Source organism: Pseudomonas sp. 10B238 (genome assembly GCF_000970615.1).
Classification (GTDB): domain Bacteria; phylum Pseudomonadota; class Gammaproteobacteria; order Pseudomonadales; family Pseudomonadaceae; genus Stutzerimonas.
Genome location: NZ_KQ033936.1, coordinates 219,392 through 240,364 on the forward strand (window position 1 = coordinate 219,392; position 20,973 = coordinate 240,364).

Sequence of the window (20,973 nt, forward strand, 5' to 3'; positions counted from 1 at the left end):
TCAGTTCCTGATCGCCCAAAATTTCAGCTCAAGGCCGGTGAATTCTCCGGACACGTGGAAGGCGAAGCCGCCGGAACGCTCCAGCTGCGCCAGTTCCTCGGAACTAAGTTCCAGCGCGAAATAGGTCTTGCCGGAATGAAATGGGATCTGCCGCGGCGCCACCGGCAGCGGTTTGACCTTGATCCCCGGCAGGTGAAGATTGACCAACTGGCGAATACGCTCCACCGGACCGACCTTGAGGTGAGCTGGCAATCGCGTTCGCAACTCTTCGGAGTCACATTGGGCGCTGGCTGCGAGTACGAATGAGGCGCTGCCGAGCAGCTTGTGATCGTGCAGCGGCGAGACCTGGATGCCGTACTGGCGCTGCTGCAGTAGCAGCTCGATGGCATGCTGCTCAAGCACCATCGACAGCACCTGGCGAATCGCATCCATCAGCTTGCGGAACGACAGCCCTTGGTCGTTGTGCAGGTAGCGACCCTCCAGGCGAGGGCGCTTGGTCTCGCTGGAGAACGTCGCCAGTTCCCCCAGCAACCCCAGCAGCTCACGGTAGATGTGTTCGGGATGGATTCGGTCGATGCCCATGTAATGGCGTAGCACGGGTTCGTAGCGGTTGATCAGCTGCAGCATCATGAAGTCGCCGACTTCTGCGCCGCCTACTTTGCCGGTGGCGCGAATACGCTCGGCCAGAATGTCGCCGCGATGCCCCAGCATGCTGATCACTTCCTTCAGGCACGACAGTAGATAGCTGGATGCCTGGAAGTCGATAAAGGTCGGTATGTACTCGGGGTCGAGGCTGATGACGCCATCCGGCGTGGTGTCGAGGATGTCGCAAAGCTTGAGTTTCACGTAAGCCTGGTCGCTTTGCTGCTCACCCAGCAACAGCCGAAAGTCCGGTCGCCCAGTGCTGACCTGGCTGCTGCTGCTGTCGCCAGCGTTGGAGTCAGTGACCTCTTCGTCGAAAGCGGTGTAGCGCGCCAGTACGTCCTTCTGTTCTGGACGGCGGCTCTCGATGTGATTGCCGGTCACCAGCGGTAACGCCAGGTACACAGGCGTATTGCCAGTGTTGGGCGGCACGTCCAGAGCCAGTGGCTCACGCTCGGCGCCAATCTCGAACAGGCTGCCATCAGGAAGTAGACCACTCGCTTGGCTAAGCACCAGCTTGCCCATGTTGAGGAACTGACGGTCGATCTCCAGCCCGAAGAAGCCCCAGGCGTAATGGCCTAACTTCTGTGTCCGCAGCTTGAGTTGCGCGTCGTAGTAACGATCGCTTTGCTGGAAATGCTGTGGACGCAACAGCATGCCTTCCTGCCAGATGACTTTGTTCATGCTCATCGATCAGTCTCCCTTCGCGAGCGGATCGATGGCCTTGATGCCGTGCTCGTCGAGCATCAGCTCAATGCGGTTCTGCGCCTTGTGTTGCAGCGGGATAACGAAACGCCAGCTCGATTCGGGCAGGTCGCGATAAGCGGCCATCACGCCGACATAGCGGCTACCGTCCTGAACAAACAGCTTGAGGTCGCGCTGCTCCCCTGGCCGCAGTTCCAGCTCTTCCTGAACCACCATGTCCGGGGACAAGGCTTCCTTGGGTCGCTGGTAGAGCGAAAAGAAGTCGGCGTTCTCGAAGGCCACCGAATGCTTGAGCTCCAACAGGCGGATCACGATGGGTGACGGGCGGCCGTTAAGGTCGGGGTTGAGCCTGTCGCTCCCCTGCAGCGACAGGTCCAGCTTGGTCAGGTCTGAGTTGGGCGAGAGGGCAGAGCAGCCGCTCAGAACGGCAAGCGCCGCCAGCACTGCGGCGGGTAAAAAGCGTGACATGAACATCATCCTTGAAGGTCTGTGTTGAGCGTGGCGATCAGGCGGGCCTGCTCCTCGTAAGCCTGGGCGAAGTCTCGAGCAAATAAACGTTCGCCCCAATCGTCGTCACGCTGCATCGCCGAATGCAGCCGCTTATAGGCACGCCAGCGGTTACCGGATGTGGAAATAAGAGGCTTGTTGTCACGCTCAAAGCGCAGCGCCAGCTGATCTGGGGACAATTGCTCCAGCATGCCTTTGATGGCAGCGCGACTGGCGGCCAGCATGGCCACTTGGTGTGCCTGAAGATCACGGTAAGCGCGCCCCATGGCCTGTTCCGCAGGTAGCTGCCCCGATTTGCCGCCGCGCAGCAGAAGGTTCAGGGCTTCCCCGCTGTCGATGCTGTGCTTGAGCGGGTTGTTGCCGGCACTCTGCACGGTAGTCACTGACAGGCGCATCTCGTTTTTCAGCTCGCCCCGGGTGCGCAGCGCCTGTTGAAGGCCGCCGACGCTCTGCTTGAGCAGACATGCGGCCTTGACGGCCAATGCTTGACGAGCTTCTTCGTCCAGGCTGCCCAGATCAACGCCGAGCGCTTCACCGAAGCGCGTCCAGAAATCTGGTGCTAGACGTTCGGGCTCCGGTGCGGTCTTGGGTGGTGTGGCCTCCTTGGGCATCACCAATTCGGGAACCCGCAGGTTCTCCTCGTCGATCTGCGCATAGTCGCGCTGCTGAGCTTGGGCGCGTGGGGGCGCGAGCACCGCAGTCAGGTCGTCGACCTCGGCGTAGACGCGCTCCTGCTGATCGAGCGCAGTCAGCGGGTCGAGGTCAAGAAAGGCATCGTCGGGGATGATGCTACCGGCCGGCTGCGGGCGCCCAATGTCGCCTTCGAAAGAAGCGGGGTCCTGAATCAGTCGCGCGCGAATTTCGAAGTCACCCAGGCAGTAGACGCTGCCATGCTCGATGCGCTGGGCTCGGCCTTTGTCCAGGCTGGCGCCGGTGTCTTTGAGCTGGATGCCGTTGCTGCTGGTGTCGGTGAGGAAGAACGCCCCGTCGCGGTAGCTTACTTCGGCGTGTCGGCTGGACAATACCCGCTTACGGTCCGGGATTACCCAGTCACAATCCTCAGCGCGGCCGATGATGCCGCCGGCCTGCTTGAAGGTCTTACTGCTGATCAGCCCCGGCGCGAACTGCTGCGCACTGACCATATCGAAAACCAGTTCCATGGCTTCTTCTCCTTGGCGAGTCAGCTGCTGCGTGTCGATGCTTGCGGATCGCCCAGAGGGCGATATTCGTCATCGTTGAATTTGTAGTTACCGGAGCAGCCGGCAAGGGCGAGGGATGCGATGAATAAAACGAGGGCGCAATAGCGGGCTAGCACGCGATTTCCTCCTTGAAAGCGTGTGGGCAGACGGCCCCGCTGACCGATAACGGCGAAGCGAGACTCAGGCTGTGCATTGAAGTTCAGCTGGCTATCGGGGTGGGTGAACAGGGTCACGAAAAAGGGTGGGGTTGGGGCTGAAACGAGAGCTGCAGCTATAAATGCTTTCGCCCTCGTCAGACCTAACGAAACTGCTAGGCGAAGGCTCGGGCGCTTTCTTTGGTCACAGCAGCAAGCCGCTCTGCGACCTGGTTATCGTTGATGGCGCGCCATTGCGCGACCAATTCCGCAAGATCGACGCGATCTGCGTGTTCGCCGAACACGCTGCGTGGCGTCACCAAGCGCTCCGCCTGCGCTAGCAAACGTTGCTGAGTTCGAGTGAGCGCCGGACTCTGTTCAGCGCGAACGCGTTCCCCTTGTTCGATTGCATCGGCATAGATGGCACGTAGTTCCAGATCGCTCTTGCCGTAGAAACGCACCTCACCCCTGCGCCTGATTTCCCAGCGGAATTCGTTGAATGAGCGCGCTTGCCAGCTTTCCAGTAGCTGCGCGGTGCTAAGCAGCTGGGCGTAGATGTCACGTATTTCGGCTTCGCTGAAAAGCTTTCCGTTGCGCTCTTCGACGCTAGCATTCCAGCGCAGCAGATTAGTGAGCGCTGCTCGTGCATAGCCGCTATCGCTGGAATGGTGAGTACCCGCAACTGCAAGCCGATTCGGCATATCACCATCCAAGCCGATTTCGCCAACGTAGCGTGCGCAGGTTTGCTCGTCGATCAGCGCGCAGCCCGGTTGCCACAGAACCGCTGCCTCGCTTCCTCCCCCGGGTTTCCGAGGCATGAAATGCCACTGCTCGCCGTGGTGCTCGTAGGAGTCGCCCTGAAGATTAACGAGCCCTGCAAGCAACAATGCGATGCCGCTTACTGGCGAGCTGAAAAACAGAGCTGTACCGGGGAGGGCCAGTTTCCACTCCGCGTCCATCCAGGGCAAAGGCACGGCGGGAACTGGATCGTTATGGTTGACGATACGGTGGTGGGTAAGCGGCTGGGCGGCTTTAACGAAAGCAGCGTCGCCGGCGCGGGGTGCGCCGTAGGTGTAGAGCTGGGTATTGTCGGACCATTCCCGGCGCAGCCAGTCTGCCAAAAGGAGGGCGATCGCCCCGCCGAGACTGTGGCCGCAGACAATCAATGTTTGCTTGCCAGTGTAAAAAGCATTGAGATAGCGCTCAACGAAGGGTTTCGCTGCTTGGAAGGCTCCATAGAAACCGCGATGCGCCTGACCTTGGCCTTCTTTAAAACGCACCTGGCGCGCATCAGCGTCGCGGCTGGCGTCTGCCAGCATCTCCTGAGTGCCGCGTACCGAAATCAGCACCACTTTGTCGTTATGAGTGATGAAAGCTTGGGTGTTAGTGCCCGACTCCGTGTCGTAAAGAAAATGCACGTCCTCTGGATTTCTCCAACCCTCTTGCGACTCTTTTTCGTAGCGCAGTGGATCGTAGGGCATGATTTCTAGACGCTTCGAATAAGGCACCTCTTCACAGATCATATGGTATGGGCCAGCACCGTCGAACTGTGTTGGTTTTACTCGACGGCCCAGCTGGTTTTGAAGCACATGACCAATGCTCCCGATCGAGTCGTAGGGAGGGGGTGAAGATATGTAAGGTTTCTTGTCTGTACTAAACGGGGCGTAAACGAACGTGCTCATCAGCGCGAGGTGATAGGCGTTCAGTGCGCAGAAGTCATGAGCCCGAGACAGTAGTGGGCTGTATGCGCGGAGCGCTTTGATTTCGATGACATGATGTTGGCCGCAGCCAAGGGCAACGCCACACTGGTCTGATGCTGAACCTGCGTTCTGCTTCAATTTTGAAAGTCGTCTCGTCCAGGACTCGTCTGGTTCTGGAAGGTGGCTTTTTATTTTGGCGAAGTCGCTGACTTCAGCTCTGAGAAACCTTGCTTGCTCTCTTTCTGCGCGCTCTTCCGCTAGGTAAGTTGTGCCGTCCGAACGGCGAGGTCCGGCGGGCGATTGCTCCGCGGCTATCTGCAGGGCAGTCAGCGAGATCTTGAATGACTTTCTAAGACCGAGTTCTTCATAGCAAGGATCTGGGTATGTTGTGGCCAGTTGCGATAGCTTGAGCACTGTGACGCCGGGGTGCACATGGTAGATTTTCGCAAACCCATCGTTGTTCAGCACACCCTCGAACGCTTGCCCTTGGCAGTCAATTAATTTGTACGGCAACTCAGCATAGGGTGAGCCTTTTCCATGCTCATCTACGAGCCGAAAGCTAACCCAGCTGCTGCGTAGTGGACATTTGAGTATTTCTACAGCGCTTTCCATCCTTGGTTACTCCGTGCAATTTGGATAGACGGTGCATTCCTGAGTTTCATTTCTGAACGTTTTAAAAACAGGGGGATCCTGACACTGCTGCCAACCCTCCTTCGGTAAACACGGCTTCCAGCCTTCAGGGAATCTAACCCATGTGTTGTCGCGGTATGGTTCTTCCTCCGCTCTAACCTGAAACAAAAGTCGCACTCTCTTGCCCGGTAGCGTTGTGCCGATTAGATGGGCTCCTGCACCTTTACAGCTGAGTAGCTTGCTTATCTCGCCTTCCCGAGACTTCGCCTTGCTGATTTGAAATAACCACAAGCATTCCGCTGTCTTGGATAGCGTCCCGTCTGGTTGGAATGCTGGAGCACCCTCGGGTAGCTGGTCGACTATGGTCAACCCACCGTTGTCATAAGTTTGTTGCCAGTCCTTGTCGCCGTAACGGGCATTGATGAACAGCCCGACCCGGGCCAGCGGCAGGTCGCACGTACCATCGCGGTAGTTCACTGGAATACGGAATCGGTATTCATGAGGTTGGCTGGCAAAATCTGCTTTGAATGTCTTCGTCTGGCTCCGGCCGTCGCAGTTTCCCGCCGCGCCGTAGTGAGCCTGTGCTTTGAGGGCGAAGTCGGCGGGCAGCTCACCTTCTAGCGTGAAGGACTCAGCCCCTAGCGGGCCCACCGTGCTGCAAGCATTAAGGGAAAGGGCTAGCAGCGCCGGCCACCACAGCAAGGCGCCGGTACAGGATTTCTTGGTCGGATTCATCAGAAAGGTTTCCATGCATTGGGACTCGAAAGCACCGTGCTGACCCGGGCGAAATGGGCTTCTGTTGTTTCATGCTCGGCGGGCGTCCAAGCCGGGTGCTCAGCAAGCGCAGGGTCCAGTTGGTGGAGCAGCAAGAAATGCAGCTGTTGTTCAGCAAGCCAATTCCAGCGTCGGGCTTTATCGAGTTGCTGATCCAGCCAGTCCGTTAGCAGACGAGTTTCGGCGAGATCCGCGGTGGCCTTTGAATGGTTCTGCCACAGCCAGAGCTCAAGATTGTGTCGGCTGATATGGTGCTGCACCGTTTCCGGTTCGGCTATCGCCAGCCATGGTGTCTCGAACGGTGCGGGGCACTGGCCGGGCCGCGGATTATCGAAGCACTGCCAGCATTGACCATCCCAGCACAGCGCGCTGCTTAGAGGACCGAGCAAAAGTGGTCGTTGGATTTCCTCTATCTCGCGAAGATGGTGAGCAATGACGCGGTTGTCCTGAAAGCGGTAAAGCGAGCGCTGCCCCTGTTCCTCGATCAACATCCGCTCGCGCCAGTGCTGGCTTAAGAGGGTCAGGTCGAGCTGCTCCGCGCTTGCAAGCCAACCCCAGTTTTGCGCGGGAGAGTCGAGTAGCGACCGTATCTGCTCTGGATTCGAATCGCTTAACAGCACCAGCCAGGGCCCGACTTCCGCCATCTCCGTGACCGCGGAGTCCTGATAAAGATTGACGTATTGCTGCATCAGGTCAGATGCAAACAGCTCTTGGACCGGGTTGGGCTTTGCCAAGCTGTCCAGGATGAGCAGCAGCTGCCGCTGCTCAGCCTGTTGCTCATCGAACCAAGCATGGACTGTATCTATCACCGAGATGCTTCCACTTGGCAAACTCCATCCCTGCACGCCTCGCAAATCGGGCAGCGACTTGCGCCGATCTGCCTGGCCTTGCGGGCTATCTGCAGCTGGGTATTAGCCAACGCCAGTTTCGGCTTTGTACCGGCCTTGTCCTGATCCGCTGCCCAAGGCATCACCGGTGCCAGAATGCTCAGCCCTGAACCCTTGCCCGGTGATCCACCGGAATTCATCTTGATAGTCGCGCCGCTCAAGGTCACGCCACTAGGGTCGAGTTTGAGGAAGCTACCGCCGCCAGCGGCGGTGAGCTCCATCCCCGCATCGATGATGACTTTGCTGCCGGCGTAGTAGTGGATCTCGTTGCCCGCTTCGACGAACTGCCCGGTGCCGATCTTAATGTGCTGGGTATTGCCGACAGTGAGGTGATCGTTGGCGCGGATTTCGGTCTTTCGATCGGCATGGGTTGTGCGGTGTTCTTCGGCCCTGAATTCGCTGTAGCTGTTGGCCTCGACGGTGTCGTGGCGTTCATGACCGACGCGGATCTTCTGGTCGTGTTCGATGTTTTCGTCCCAGTCGCGCTGGGCGTGAATATAGATTTGCTCGGCACCCTTGCGGTCTTCGATCCGCAGTTCGTTGTAACCAGCACCGCCGGGTGAACTAAGGGTCTTGAACACGCTGCGGGTCTTGTTTGCCGGCAGGTCATAGGGCACGACGTGCTCTTTGTGGTACAGGCAGCCAGTGACGAGGGGCTGGTCGGGGTCGCCTTCGAGGAAGGCGACCAGCACTTCCATCCCAACGCGCGGGATGGCTATGCCGCCGTAGCGGTCACCGGCCCAGTTTGAGCTGACACGCAGCCAGCAGCTGGTCTTGTCGTCGGCCTGGCCTTCGCGGTCCCAGTGGAACTGGACTTTCACGCGACCGTACTCGTCGCAGTGGATTTCTTCACCAGCAGGGCCTGTGATCACGGCAGTCTGGCTACCGAGAACCTTAGGCTTGGGATGCTTCAGGGCCGGGCGGTAGGGGGCATGCCAGGGCGTCGCGGTGAAGTGGTTGCGGTAGCCTTGGGTGAAGCCGTCACGGGCCAGACTATCGCTTGTCACCGATTCTTCCAGCACTTGCGGCTGCTTGCCTTCATGGAGGATTTCGTTGAGCAGCCAGAGCTGGTTCCAGTCATTGAGCGGGTGGTCAGTCAACGCGAGAAAATGGCCGGTGACCAGCTGCGGCTGATCGGTCTCGCCCTCGGCCAGCTCGTAGTCGCTGCGGTGGCGTTCGAGGGCACGTTGGGACAGGTGCTTGCCGCGGGCGCGCTCGGTGAAGCGGCCGGGGTAGTCATAGTCTTCAAGGTCCGGTTGGAATTCGCTCTTGAAGGCGCCTTCCATGGTCAGGCGAGGGTTTTCGAAGTCGTAGTCGCGGCGAGTGACGCGGCTGGTGCGGGTCTCGACCCGCAGGCCGAAGCGTTTGACCACCGGCTCGTCCGCGACCAAACCGGAATCCTGCTGGTACGTCACCGGTGCGAGCTTGGGAAACCCCGTCTGGTCATCTCCGAAGACCAGCACATGGCCCGCCGCGCTGTGCTGGAAGTGGTAGTGAATGCCCTCTTCCTCGCACAGGCGCTGGATGAAGTGCAGATCGCTTTCATCGTACTGCACACAGTAGTCGCGCTCGGGGTAGACCGAGCCGAGGCCGAAGCGAAATGCGTTGGTCTGGATGCCATGTTCTTCGAGCACCTGGCTGATGATCTTCTCAACCGTCAGGTGCTGGAAGATACGCTGGTTGGTGCGGTGGGCCAGATAGGCCATCTGCGGACGTAGGGTGATGTGGTAGCGGGTCAGGCGCTTGCCGGAGTCACCTTGGGCGACGCGGTGGATCAGACCATGGATGCCGTTTCCGGCCGGCGATAGGGCCAGGAAGGCCGGCTGATGCAGCAGATTTTCCAGGTCCAGATCAGGGCGTTCGCTAACCAGTTCGAGCTCGAAGGCGAAGGGCTGAGAGAGCGCCTCTCGGCCCCTGAATTCTAGAACCTGCAGGTCGTGCTCGATGCCATCGATGGCGAGACTGAAGTGAGTTTCGTTGGCCGGGTTGAACATGTCTTCGGTCCGTCCTTAGAGGGATGCTGGGCTGATGTTCAGCCGGTCCATGCGATAGAGCAGGGTGCGGCGCGGCAAGCCGAGTTCGCGTGCGGCCTGACTCTGGTTGCCACCGTTGTTGCGCAGGCAGTCGATCAACAGGTTGCGCTCGACCCGCTCGAGCCGTTCGCGCAGGTTCAGCGTGCTGTCGAGTTCATCATCCAGCTTGCGCAGACTGAAATGCTCCGGCAGCAATTCGCCGGACTCGCAGAGCAGCACGGCTCTTTCGACCAACCCCTTCAGCTCCCGCACGTTGCCCGGGAATCCATAGCCGGCGAGCTGTTCCAGTGCAGCATCGGACCAGCGCACGGCATCACGTTGCAGAAAGCCGCAGGCGTTGTCTGCAAAATGCCGCGCTAGGCGCAGGATGTCTTGCCCGCGCTCGCGCAGGGGCGGCAGTTCTATCGGGAAAATGGAGAGCCGGTAGTAAAGATCCTCGCGAAAACGACCTTCCTCGACGCGCTTGTGCAGGTCTTGGTGAGTTGCAGCGACGATCCGGACATCGACCTTGTGGGTGCGAGTGCTGCCCAGCGGCCGCACTTCGCCTTCCTGCAGGACCCGTAACAGCTTGGCCTGCAAGGTCAACGGCATGTCACCGATCTCGTCTAGAAACAGCGTGCCGCCATTGGCCGCATCGAACAGCCCTTCGTGGTCACGGTCAGCACCGGTAAAGGCCCCCTTGCGATAGCCGAACAGCTCACTTTCCAGTAAATGCTCCGGTAAAGTCGCGCAATTCTGGACGATAAAGGCCTGGCTGCGTCGCGAGCCGCAATCATGAATGGCGCGGGCAACGAGTTCCTTTCCCGTGCCGGTTTCACCGGTCAGCATAACGCTTACCGGGTTATGCAATACCTTGCTGATCAGCCCGTAGACTGCGCGCATCCGTGGACTGTCGCCGATCAGGCCATAGCCGCTGGCGCAGGGACGCGTCGATGCAGCGGGTGCGAGATCTGGTTGCCGAGTGTCACGCAAACGATTGAGCAGTTGCGCCTGGCCAAGGGCGAACCGGCCAAGGTTGGACAGCGTGGCCGAGTCCGCCGCGAGATCTTGATGGGTGTTGCTGGCAGCCACCAGTAACCCGGCGGTATGGCCCTCAGCGTCCTGCAGCGGCAGGCACAGCAGGCTGCGCCATGGGCGCGATGTTTCTGGCAGGAAGCTGGTCTGGTGCAGGCTGGCATCGAGTGGCGCGATGCTCAGTTGCTGGTTCTCGCTGAGGCAATACTGCAGCAATTGTTCGTCGCGATAGTCGCTTGGCACGCTGGTCGCCTCGTGCCCCCGCGCTCCCTCCAACCATTCGGCCGAAAGCGTCAGGCGCGTATGGGTTGCGTCGAGCAGGTAGAGCTGAGCGAGCGGGCAGTGCGCCAGTTGTGCGACCAGTTCGGTGAGCCCATTGAGCCAAGCGTTCATGTCGGTGTTCCATGCCAACTCGGCGAAGCGCTCGAGCAGCGATCGCGGGTCAAATGTTGAGGGCGGTTCGACGAACATGGGCGGGACCTTAAGCGAACTCACAGACCACCGCCCCGTTGCCGTCGAGGGTTGCATGCACGCGCTGCAGGGTTTCGCCGCCAGCCATGGCGTCGAGCAGCCGGTCGACTACCAGCGGTTGCAGGTGCTGGTCGATGAGATGGTCGATCAGCCGCGCGCCGCTTTCGCTATGTGTGCAGCGCTCGGCCAGATGCGCCAGCAACGCCGGGCAATGGCTGAACTGCAGCTGACGTCGCGCGAGGCGCTCGCCAAAACGGGTGAGCTTGAGCCCCACCAGCTCCTCCAGCACGTCACCCTCGATCGGGTAATAAGGCACCACGCGCATCCGGCCGAGCAGTGCCGGCTTGAAATGCTGCGTCAGCTGCGGGCGAATGGCCTGCTCCAAATCGTCGGCTGCGGGGCGCTGGCTGTTGGCGCAGAGACCGGCGATGCGGTCACTGGCCAGGTTGCTGGTCATCAGGATCAAGGTGTTGCGGAAGTTGATTTCGCGCCCTTCGCCGTCGTTGGCCACACCCTTGTCGAAGATCTGATAGAACACGTTCATCACATCCGGATCGGCCTTCTCGACTTCGTCGAGTAGCACCACCGAGTAGGGTTTCTGCCGGACGGCCTCGGTGAGCATGCCGCCCTCACCGTAGCCCACATAGCCTGGCGGCGCGCCGATGAGCCGAGAAACACTGTGCTTTTCCTGAAACTCGGACATGTTAATGGTGGTGAGAAAGCGCTCACCGCCGTAGAGCAGGTCGGCCAGCGCCAGGGCAGTCTCGGTCTTGCCGACCCCGCTGGGGCCGACCAGTAGGAACACGCCCACCGGCGCGTCGGCGCGGTTGAGGCCGGCGGCGGTCGCGCGCATCGAGCGGTCCAGTGCCTCGACGGCTTGCTGCTGGCCACGCACCCGCTGGCGCAGGTCGGTGGCGAAGGTCAGCACTTTGCTGTTGTGCTCGCGTGCCAGTTGCGAAAGTGGCACGCCGGTCCAGTGACTGACCACTTCGGCCACCAGGCGTGGGCACACCTCAAAGCTGACTAGGCGCTCGTGGGTCTGGGCGCTGGCCAGCTCACCCTGTACGTCACGCAGTTCGGCTTCCAGCGTTTCGATATCCTGCGGCGGTTGCGCGCAGGCTTCGTCTACAGCTACTTGGCGAGCTGTCGCGCAAGCCTTTCGCAGTTCCAGCAGCCGTTCGGCGAGTTCGCGCTGGACGGACCAGCGGGTTTCTACTTGTTCGAGTTCGGCACGTGCTTCGCTCAGTCGGACGTCCAAAGCGTCGAGCGCTTCGCGGTTTACGCTCAATCCGGCATCGAGGTCCCGACGTACCGCTTCGCGTTGGCGTTCACCTTCTGCAATTTCCCCGCGCAGGCGCTCCAGTGCTTCCGGTGCAGCTGCAAGGCTGATGCGCACACGTGCGCAGGCAGTGTCCAATACGTCGACGGCCTTGTCGGGTAGCTGTCGACCAGCCAAGTAGCGGGCTGATAGTTCGGCGGCGGCCACCACTGCGTCGTCACGTAGATAGATGCCATGGCTCTTTTCGTAGATCGGCGCCAGGCCACGCAAGATGGTGACCGCTTCGTCTACGGTGGGCTCGTGCAACTGCACGGGTTGAAAGCGACGTGCGAGGGCCGGGTCTTTCTCGAAATACTTCTTGTACTCGCTCCAGGTGGTGGCGGCGATGGTGCGCAATTCGCCCCGCGCCAGTGCGGGTTTGAGCAGGTTGGCCGCATCGCCGCTGCCCGCCTGGCCACCGGCGCCGATCAATGTGTGGGCTTCGTCGATGAACAAGATGATCGGTTTGGGCGAACCTTTGACTTCATCGATCACGCCCTGCAGGCGGCGCTCGAATTCTCCTTTAACGCTGGCGCCGGCCTGCAGCAAGCCCAGGTCCAGGGCCATGAGTTCGACGCCCTTGAGTACGTCCGGGACTTCGCCGGCCGCAATGCGTAGCGCCAGGCCTTCGACGATGGCGGTCTTGCCGACACCAGCCTCGCCGACAACGATCGGGTTACTTTTGCGACGGCGGGCGAGAATGTCGATCATCTGGCGGATGGCGCCATCGCGACACAGGACGGGGTCGAGCTTGCCGTCACGGGCCTGCTGGGTGAAGTTGTGGGTGAAGCGAGAGAGGCTCGATTCGCCGCCAGGAGCGGTGGCACCTGCTGCCTGTTGCGCCGGCTGTTGGGCCAAGGCGAACTCGCGCAGCCGGTCGGCGTTGAGCCTGGCCAGCAACGGTTGGTAGTGACTGCCTGCGTAGCGCATCGGGTTGCGCAACAGCGCCAGGATCAGCGCGGCCTGGTCGATCTGGCTCTGGCTCTGGCCGAGCTCGAGGTTGCCGACCAGCAGCGCATCCTGCAGCCACTGCACCAGCTCCGCGGAAAACACCGGATTGCGCGACTCGCTGTGCTCGCCACGTGGTTGCAGCGCCTGGGCCAGCGTGCCGGGTTCGACATCGGCGTCCAGCAGCGCGCGGTTCAGCAGGCCTTCGGGGCGCTCCAGCAAGCCGAGCAGCAGGTCTTCGACGAGTATCTTGTTGCCGCCACGGACCACGCAGCGCTCCGCCGCGGTTTCCAGATCATGCTTGGTCTGCGCATCCAGAGCCTGGACCAGTTGTTGAAGGTCTACGTTGATCATCTTCATCTTCCTTAATGAGTCTGGCTGCCCAGGGTGACCATGCCGTCGGCGCGCTCGCTGCCGAGCCAGCTGGTCCAGCCGAGGCGGCAGGTGTTCTCTGCGCCGATGCGCAGGTCACGAATATCGTCCTGGCGCAATTGCAGGCGGATGTCATAGTCCAGCGGATCGCGCAGGGTGAAGCGCACCAGTGCACATAGCGGTTGATAGCCGGTGCCGACCGGCAGAAATTCGTGAAAGCGGCCCCAACTGAGTTGCCGGATGTGAATGCGGAACTTTCCGCCACGGTCGCGCACCCGCTCGCCCAGCACCAGGCTCTCGCCGAGCTGGCTGTTGGCTCGGCCGAGGCGGTTCTGCTGCTCAGCGAGAATCTCGACCTGGCGTTCGAGGCACTGCTCGATGCGCAAGTCGGCGTGCTTAAAGTAGTAGCGCAGTACCGACTCGATCAAAGCCGCCGAGTGCGCGCGCAGGCTGAGCAGCCCCAGGTACGGCAGTAGGCGCTTCCAGTTCAACTCCGAGGCGGCACGGATCTGCTCGCCGCCGAGGCCGATGAGGGCGAACAGCTGTTCGGACAGCGGGTCGCGTGCGCCAGTGCTGAAACGTGCGCGGTAACGGTACTTCTGCCAGATAGGCAGAATCAGGCGCTGCAGACGATTGTTGAACAGGTCCAGAAATTCGCGTGTCGGGTTGCCTTCGGCGCTGTCGCCGAGGGCTTGCTCACCATAGAAGGCAGGCAGTGGCGAGCCGGCCCCGAAGAGGCTGACCAGGTTGATCCGCAGTTGCGCGCGCAGTTGCCCATGCTCTTCGAAAAAGTGCACGCGGTCGACGTCGCTGCCGGGAAAGCCCAGGCTCGGGTTGGCCTGGAATTCGAGGTGCTCGTAGAGCGCCTCTTCGTCCAGCTCCGGATGCGCAGCTTTCAGACGGTCCATCACCAGTAGCACACCCTGGAACAGGCTGTACTCGCGGATGCCCCGGCTGATCCGGTTTAGAGCAGGGGCTGCTGCCCCATACGTGGCGTCCATTGGTACACCTCTCCCTGTGTGCTCTTGACGCGCAACTCGTGATACGAATTGAGGCTCGCGTACAGCGCAAAGAATTCATTGAGAATCGAGGCGAAAAGGAACAGGTCTCCCTCGCCCAGATAGCCCTCCGGGTCCATGACCAGTTCGGTACGCACGCCGCGCACCGGCAGGCCGCGGTGCAGCCGGTCAACGTGCTGATGGCCGATCTGCTTAAGGCCGCCGAGCAGGCGCTTGCTGACCTTCTCCGCGTGCTGGTCGTAATAGCGCGGCAGGTCATAGGTCTCGAGGATCACCTTGAGCGCCTCGACGTTGGCCAGCGACAGGTAGTTGAGCGACATGTTGCTGATCAACTTCCAGAGGAAGTCACGATGCAGCGGCGGCGCATAGCTCGGCGTCACGGCGCTGATGTTGCGGAAGGTCAGGAACTCCGGCGTGTCTTCGCTGGGTAGACAGATATCGCCCAGGCGCAGCTGGCGCGGCAGGTTCTGGTTGGTGCAGGTCAGCTCGATGGACAGTGTCTCGTGCTGGTCCAGGTTGCGCAGACCAAAGCTGAGGTAGGTCTCCAGGCCGTCGCCCAGCATCGAGGGCTGCTGACGCACGCTGTAGTGCGGGCGCGCCACCGGTACGTCGAAACTGGGGTCATGCTCGAAGGACTCGAACGGCACGTATTCTTCGTAGCCCATGCCGCCCGGCTTCCAGCCGGTAACACGGTCGACCGAAAAGACACCGCAGTGGGTGCTGTCGAGTTCGGATGGCATCAGCAGATACTGGTCCTGCTTGCCGTCCAGGCGAATCGGGATGGCGTCGTGTTCGAACAGGTTGACCACCGGGGTGCAGTACAGGCGCACGTTATCCAGCGTCGGGCGGATGCGCTGCACGCCAGCCTTGTGAGTGTCGAAGCGCAGCTCGAAGCCACGCGCCTGTTTCAGCACCTCCTGCGGCAGACGCTTGATGGCATCGAGGCCAAGCAAGTCGACGAACAGGAATTTCTCCTGGAAGGCGAAGTACTCCTGCAGGTAGCGGTAACCGCGGAAGGTGTTGAGCGGATAGGGGATCAATGCCTGATCTTCGGCAAACCCCACCGGCTGAAGCTTTGACGGATCGATATGGAGTGCGGGTAGCGCAACGCCGAAGCCGTCACTGAATGGTTTGCCGTTGGCATCCAGGGCAATCAGCTGCACGTCAGCGACGTTGCGCAGCAAGCTCAGATAAAGCATCTGGCTGATGTAGCGCTCGCCAGCGAGATGAAGGCGCAGCTGCTTGAGATTCAACTCACCTAGATGCCCATCGGCCGTCATCTGCAAACGCAGGCTCAGTAATGCACCTCCGCCTTTAACCGAATAGTCCAACGCGTCGAGCGCCAACGGCAGAACCTCGGTGGCGTAGGCGGTACGGAAGCGGCAGGTCACACCCTTGATCGGCTTGGATTCGACCGGCGTATTGCGCGGCACCATCAACGCAGGGCCTGGTCGATTGACCGGGTCGAACTGCAACATGCTGAACGCCGGCAGCGGGCGCATGTAGTTCGGCCACAGCAGGTGCATCAAGGAATGGGTCAGCTCCGGCAGCTCGTCATCGAGCTTCTGGCGCAGGCGCCCGGTGAGAAAGGCGAAGCCTTCCAGCAACCGCTCGACATCCGGATCACGCCCGGACTGACCGAGGAAAGGTGCCAGCGCCGGGCTACGCTCGGAAAAGCGCTTGCCGAGTTGGCGCAGGGCGGTGAGTTCGCTCTGGTAGTAGTGGTTGAAGGACATCAGCCGGCCATCCCTGTAAGGCGCATGGTCAACCGCCAATCACAATGGTGCCGGACCCGGCGATCACCGGATTACCGTGATCACCCATCGTGCCAACCGTAGTAGCCGGTTTGCCGTTGATCAGCACTGTTGGGATGACCGCACTGGCCAACGCACTGCCACAGGAGGTGGGATCACCCATGCGTGCGGCGGGCATGCCGTCGAACAGAACGTCAGGAGAGCCGGCCGCGATCGGGTTGGTGCCGTGGCCCTTCTTCGGGCAATTGGTGGGGTCGCCCAGTCGGGCTGCGGGTTTACCGGACATCAGGCTCTCCTTAGTGGACTTTCACTTGTCCGCTGCCGTCCAGGCTCGCGGAAAAACTTACTTGGCGCTTCGAACCGTCGACTTCCAGCAGGCCTTCGATGGCGAAGGACAGGCTCAGTGGATCGTGCGTGCGGGGCAGGGATATCACCCGGACCTGGCTCAAGCGGGGTTCGTACGCTTCGATGAAGCGTTCAATGGCGATACGCGCCTGTTGCAGCGAGTCGTGCAGCGACAGGCGCATATCGTTCAAATCGGGCAACCCGTAGTCGGGCAACGTTTGCACGCTGCCCGCCCGGGTGCTGAGCATTTTGGCCAAATGGGCAGCCACCGAAGCCATTGCCGCGACTTCGTGACTCCAGCCGGCGCGTTTGTCGGCGTCACCGCCGAGGCGTTCGAGAAGGCTGCCGTAGGCCATGGATGCTTATTCCTTGTCCAGCTTGCCAACCAGCGACAGGGTGAAATCAGCACCCATGTACTTGAAGTGCGGACGCACGTTCAGGCTGACGCGGTACCAGCCCGGCTCTCCGTCGACATCGCTGACGACGACTTGCGCTGCGCGCAGCGGACGACGGCTACGGACTTCGGAGCTTGGGTTCTCCTGGTCGGCCACGTACTGGCGAATCCACTTGTTCAGTTCCAGTTCCAGGTCGGTACGCTCTTTCCAGGCGCCGATCTGTTCGCGCTGCAGCACTTTGAGGTAGTGCGCCAGGCGGTTGACGATGAACAAGTAAGGCAGCTGAGTACCGAGCTTGTAGTTGAGCTCAGCGTTCTTGCCCTCTTCGCTGTTGCCGAAGAACTTCGGCTTTTGCGCAGAGTTGGCGGAGAAGAACGCGGCGTTGTCGCTGCCCTTACGCATGGTCAGAGCGATGAAGCCTTCTTCGGCCAGTTCGTATTCACGACGGTCGGAGACCAGCACTTCGGTCGGAATCTTGGTTTCGATCTCGCCCATGCTCTCGAAGTGGTGCAGCGGTAGGTCTTCCACCGCGCCACCGCTTTGCGGGCCGATGATGTTCGGGCACCAGCGGAACTTGGCGAAGCTGTCGGTCAGACGGCTAGCGAAGGTGTACGCGGTGTTGCCCCACAGGTAGTGCTCGTGGCTGTTGGCCACGTTTTCCTTGTAGACGAAAGATTTGACCGGGTTGTCTTCCGGGTCGTAGGGGTTACGTAGCAGGAAGCGCGGTACGGTCAGGCCGACGTAACGGGCATCCTCCTGCTCGCGGAAGCTTTGCCACTTGGCGAACTGCGGGCCTTCGAAGTGATCTTTCAGATCCTTCAGGTCCGGCAGGCCTGTGAAGCTTTCCAGACCGAAGAATTTCGGGCCGGCCGCCGCGATGAAGGGCGAGTGGGACATGCTGGCGACCGAGGCCACGTACTGCATTGTCTTGATGTCCGGCGCGCTCGGGTCGAAGAAGTAGTTGGCGATCAGGGCGCCGACCGGCTGGCCGCCGAACTGGCCGTATTCGGCGGTATAGATGTGCTTGTACAGGCCGGACTGGACCACTTCCGGGCTGTCCTCGAAGTCGTCGAGCAGGTCCTGCTTGGACGCGTTGAGGACTTCGAGCTTGATGTTCTCGCGGAAGTTGGTGCGATCGACCAGCAGCTTGAGGCCGCGCCAGGAGGATTCCAGCGTCTGGAACTGCTGGTGGTGGAGAATCTCGTCCATCTGACGGCTTAGTTTGGCGTCGATTTCCGCGATCATGCGGTCGACCATGGCCTTCTTGACCGGCTCGTGCTCGTTCTGTGGCTTGAGGAGTTCTTCGATGAAAGCCGACACGCCGCGCTTGGCGATGTCGTAGGCCTCGTCATCGGGCGTCAATTTGGTTTCAGCGATGATGCGGTCGAGAATGCCGAGTTCGGCAAGGTTCTTGCCGCTTTCAACGGCTGCTGCGCTAGTGCTCATGGTGTTGGCGTTCCTTGTCGGAAGTAATCAGGCGTCCAATTGTTCTTTCGCGGCGAGACCCAGCTCACCGAGTACACGGTCACGCGAGTCGTCGTCGGCGAGTACACTTTCGATCGCTTTGCGGAAGGCCGGGGCGTTACCCAGCGGGCCCTTGAGGGCGACCAGCGCGTCGCGCAGTTCCATCAGCTTTTTCAGCTCCGGAACCTGCTCGACCAGATTGGCCGGGTTGAAGTCCTTCATCGAGTTGATGTTCAGCTGCACGGCCAGCTCTTCATCGGTGGGCTCGTCCTGCAGACGGTTCGGCACCGATAAAGTGAGGTTCAGCTCCTGCTTGGCCAGTACCTCGTCGAAGCTGTTCTTGTCGATGGCGATCGGCTTGCGGTCCTCGATCTTGCGATGGTCGGCGCGCTGGGTGAAATCGCCGAGCACCATCAACTTCAGTGGCAGTTCGAGTTCTTCCTGAGCGCTGCCGGTGGCAGGCTTGAAGGTGACGTTGATGCGTTCTTTGGGGGCTACCGAGCCTTCTTTGGCCATGGGTCTTCTCCTTTGGGTTTACGGCCCGGGGGCCTAATCGAGTACCACTTCGAGGTCGAGGTGGCACAGCCTGCGGTAAATCTCATCCTTGCTTTCACGCACGGCGTGGTTCTGCGGCAGCAGCTCGCAACAGCTATGCAGCAGACGCAGCACCTCGAGGGCGAGATCGGGTTCCCAGTCGCCCAGGCCCGTGGCCTGTAGCGTCTGATCGAGGGATTCGAGTTGGGTCTTGGCCAGGTCGTATTTCTTGGCCTGCAAGCACAGCCGGGCCAAAGTCAGTTGCCAGTAGCAACGCTCCCGCCCACCGCGTGCCTGGTTGAGGCCGAGCTTGAGCTTCTGCACGGCGCTTTTGAGGCCGTCTTTGCGTAAGTGAGGGAGTACCTCCTGCAGCGCCTCTTCCCAGACGGGCGTAGTACCGCCCCGGTTGGTTGGCGATTCGCTTGCAGCCTGCGCGGGCTGTACATGAGGCATTACTTGGGCGCTGATCCAGGCGCGAGTTTCTGCGTCGGCAAAGGGTTTGCCGTCATGAAAGCGCAGCTCCTCTAGCCCCGGCATTCGTTGCAGGAAGAGCGCGAGCTGGATTTCTACCTCGCGCATTGCCTGTTCGGCGTCGAGCTCGCTCAAGCATTCCCAGGCCAGGCGCTGACCATCGAGCCAGAACGGCGCGCGGGCAATGCTGGCTTCTAGGTCGGCTAATAAGTCGGCGTATAGGCCCTGCGAGAAGCGCTCGCGATAGCTCGCGAGTTTGTCTGCCGGGATGCCGCGTAGTGCGGTGATCTGATCGGCGTTGCGTTCGGGGAGACAGTCGATGGGTAGCCACAGAAGAGTGCGAGCCAGCCGCAGAGGCTTGAGATCGGTAGCTTTTTGCTTGAGCCACCAGCCGCAAAGCGGTCTGGCCTGATCCTGCAGGCTGCGCAGGCTCTTATGGGCGTCTTTCTCGTGCTCTACCGGTGTTGCAGCCGTGAACACTTGCGCAGCCACCTGTTTGACCTGGGCTATAGCTGCGCCCACAGCACCAGGGTGCGGATGCGCGGCGCCAGCTCGCTTGACCATTTCCTCAAGCCGACGACATAGGGGTAATAGAAGAGGGGCCTGTGTGCCTAACTTCGCGGCTAGGCAGCTTTCGAGGCTGCGTAGCTCGACCGCGATCTGCTCAAACAATGGAAGCTGTTCGCCCATTGGCACATGTTCGGCAAGCACGTGTTCCATCCGAGGGATCAGCCACGTGATGGCAGCAGCCCGCGTGCGGTCCTTGCGTGGATGGATATCTTCCCAATGGTCGAGACATAAGAAGCCGAGCATGGACAGGCCAGCATGCAATCCGAGAAACGAATCACGCTGATACAGGCTCCAGGTCAGCCAAGCCGCAATACGCAAATCTTTAGTTTGGGTGCTGAGCAGGTCTTCGCTGCCTTCGCGCACGGCTTCCCAATCTACGGACCCCGCAGCGTGCAACGACGACGCCTTGCCAAGCTCCTGCTCGAGCAGCTCATACTCAGTGGCATAGCGAACATCTTCGCCAGCGAAGCCGGTGGCTGTGATGGGTGCTTTTGCTAGCGTCAGTACATGGACGGCTAGCTTGTTCGAAAACGTCATTCCTTGACTCAACTAATGCCTGCGTCAGCGTTTACTGTTGCAGGTGCGCTTCATGCGCAACGACTTGCCACGTGCTAAACCCGCACGTCATTGAGATGCGAATGCTAGGCAGGAAGGCTGGGTTCGACTGTGAAGTGGTTTCCATCTAGGCCAATGAAGCGTTCCGTGACGCTAGTGGTGTGCTCGAGATGAGCAGTAGTTAACTTCTTGATGCTCAATCATGATGAACCTCTTTCCGGAGTCTTTGTCTCCTCGGCATTTCTCATAACCAGGGGCAGTGCTCATACGAGACGAGATGCCTCTTTATACAGAGAAAGATGCGCACTGCTCGCAGGGTAGAGAAAACCGTTGACGTGAGTTTCTGAGTGCCTATAATGCGCACCTTCTCCGGCGCAGGCCTTTAGCGAAACCTCTTGTAAATCAAGAAGTTAGCGAAAATAAAGGCTTGCGCGGATGGCGAATTCGAGTAGAATGCGCCGGGCTGGCAGGGTGGTGGTTTCGCGCTGTTGGTGGCTTCGGTCAGGTTGATCGGAGGCGGTTGAAAGAGGTG

General features: G+C 60.4%; 16 protein-coding genes and 1 pseudogene. All 17 read right to left on the bottom strand.

Features of this window, described 5'->3' with window-relative positions; genetic code table 11:
* The 17 genes and pseudogenes from tssK to tssA all read right to left on the bottom strand — a co-directional run bounded on the left by tssK (window position 1) and on the right by tssA (window position 20,423).
* Window positions 1-1,332: a type VI secretion system baseplate subunit TssK gene (gene tssK / locus RT21_RS16395; RefSeq protein WP_045422483.1), complete on the bottom strand. Its 1,332-nt coding sequence runs from the start codon at window positions 1,330-1,332 to the stop codon at window positions 1-3.
* A gap of 3 nt (window positions 1,333-1,335) precedes the next feature.
* On the bottom strand, window positions 1,336-1,815 hold the full coding sequence (tssJ, locus tag RT21_RS16400; RefSeq protein ID WP_046163589.1) for a type VI secretion system lipoprotein TssJ: 480 nt from the start codon (window positions 1,813-1,815) through the stop codon (window positions 1,336-1,338).
* 5 nt (window positions 1,816-1,820) lie between these two features.
* Window positions 1,821-3,014 (bottom strand): type VI secretion system-associated FHA domain protein TagH, encoded by a 1,194-nt coding sequence (tagH, locus tag RT21_RS16405; protein WP_046163559.1) that lies wholly within the window; start codon window positions 3,012-3,014, stop codon window positions 1,821-1,823.
* A gap of 20 nt (window positions 3,015-3,034) precedes the next feature.
* Entirely contained in the window at window positions 3,035-3,169 is a 135-nt protein-coding gene (locus tag RT21_RS24185; protein ID WP_045422479.1) for a hypothetical protein, read from the bottom strand.
* 194 nt (window positions 3,170-3,363) lie between these two features.
* Window positions 3,364-5,499 carry a lipase family protein gene (locus RT21_RS16415; protein WP_234463459.1) on the bottom strand — a complete coding sequence of 712 codons (2,136 nt, stop codon included), beginning with the start codon at window positions 5,497-5,499 and terminating at the stop codon, window positions 3,364-3,366.
* Between the two features lie 6 nt (window positions 5,500-5,505).
* On the bottom strand, window positions 5,506-6,267 hold the full coding sequence (locus tag RT21_RS16420) for a hypothetical protein (protein ID WP_234463460.1): 762 nt from the start codon (window positions 6,265-6,267) through the stop codon (window positions 5,506-5,508).
* Complete coding sequence (locus tag RT21_RS16425) at window positions 6,252-7,136, bottom strand: DUF4123 domain-containing protein (RefSeq protein WP_336511866.1); 885 nt, start codon at window positions 7,134-7,136, stop codon at window positions 6,252-6,254. Before RT21_RS16425 ends, RT21_RS16420 begins: the two co-directional genes overlap by 16 nt.
* A complete protein-coding gene (locus RT21_RS16430; RefSeq protein WP_046163562.1) occupies window positions 7,097-9,172 on the bottom strand; it encodes a type VI secretion system Vgr family protein in 2,076 nt (691 codons plus the stop codon). The genes RT21_RS16425 and RT21_RS16430 overlap by 40 nt, the downstream gene beginning before the upstream one ends.
* 15 nt (window positions 9,173-9,187) lie before the next feature.
* Entirely contained in the window at window positions 9,188-10,696 is a 1,509-nt protein-coding gene (locus tag RT21_RS16435; RefSeq protein WP_046163563.1) for a sigma-54 interaction domain-containing protein, read from the bottom strand.
* A 10-nt stretch (window positions 10,697-10,706) separates the two neighbouring features.
* The gene (tssH, locus tag RT21_RS16440) at window positions 10,707-13,322 is read right to left on the bottom strand and encodes a type VI secretion system ATPase TssH (RefSeq protein WP_177327098.1); all 2,616 of its coding nucleotides are present in this window, start codon (window positions 13,320-13,322) and stop codon (window positions 10,707-10,709) included.
* Window positions 13,323-13,327: 5 nt separating this feature from the next.
* On the bottom strand, window positions 13,328-14,335 hold the full coding sequence (gene tssG, locus RT21_RS16445) for a type VI secretion system baseplate subunit TssG (protein WP_046163565.1): 1,008 nt from the start codon (window positions 14,333-14,335) through the stop codon (window positions 13,328-13,330).
* The gene (tssF, locus tag RT21_RS16450) at window positions 14,299-16,089 is read right to left on the bottom strand and encodes a type VI secretion system baseplate subunit TssF (RefSeq protein WP_046163566.1); all 1,791 of its coding nucleotides are present in this window, start codon (window positions 16,087-16,089) and stop codon (window positions 14,299-14,301) included. The genes tssG and tssF overlap by 37 nt, the downstream gene beginning before the upstream one ends.
* A 34-nt stretch (window positions 16,090-16,123) precedes the next feature.
* Window positions 16,124-16,393, bottom strand: a pseudogene (locus RT21_RS16455) (PAAR domain-containing protein); the annotation flags it as partial.
* Between the two features lie 10 nt (window positions 16,394-16,403).
* Window positions 16,404-16,808 (bottom strand): type VI secretion system baseplate subunit TssE, encoded by a 405-nt coding sequence (tssE, locus tag RT21_RS16460; RefSeq protein WP_046163567.1) that lies wholly within the window; start codon window positions 16,806-16,808, stop codon window positions 16,404-16,406.
* Window positions 16,809-16,814: 6 nt separating this feature from the next.
* On the bottom strand, window positions 16,815-18,293 hold the full coding sequence (tssC, locus tag RT21_RS16465) for a type VI secretion system contractile sheath large subunit (protein ID WP_046163568.1): 1,479 nt from the start codon (window positions 18,291-18,293) through the stop codon (window positions 16,815-16,817).
* A 27-nt stretch (window positions 18,294-18,320) separates the two neighbouring features.
* Window positions 18,321-18,827 (bottom strand): type VI secretion system contractile sheath small subunit, encoded by a 507-nt coding sequence (gene tssB, locus RT21_RS16470; RefSeq protein ID WP_046163569.1) that lies wholly within the window; start codon window positions 18,825-18,827, stop codon window positions 18,321-18,323.
* Window positions 18,828-18,860: 33 nt separating this feature from the next.
* Window positions 18,861-20,423: a type VI secretion system protein TssA gene (tssA, locus tag RT21_RS16475; protein WP_046163570.1), complete on the bottom strand. Its 1,563-nt coding sequence runs from the start codon at window positions 20,421-20,423 to the stop codon at window positions 18,861-18,863.
* Window positions 20,424-20,973 lie beyond the last annotated feature (550 nt).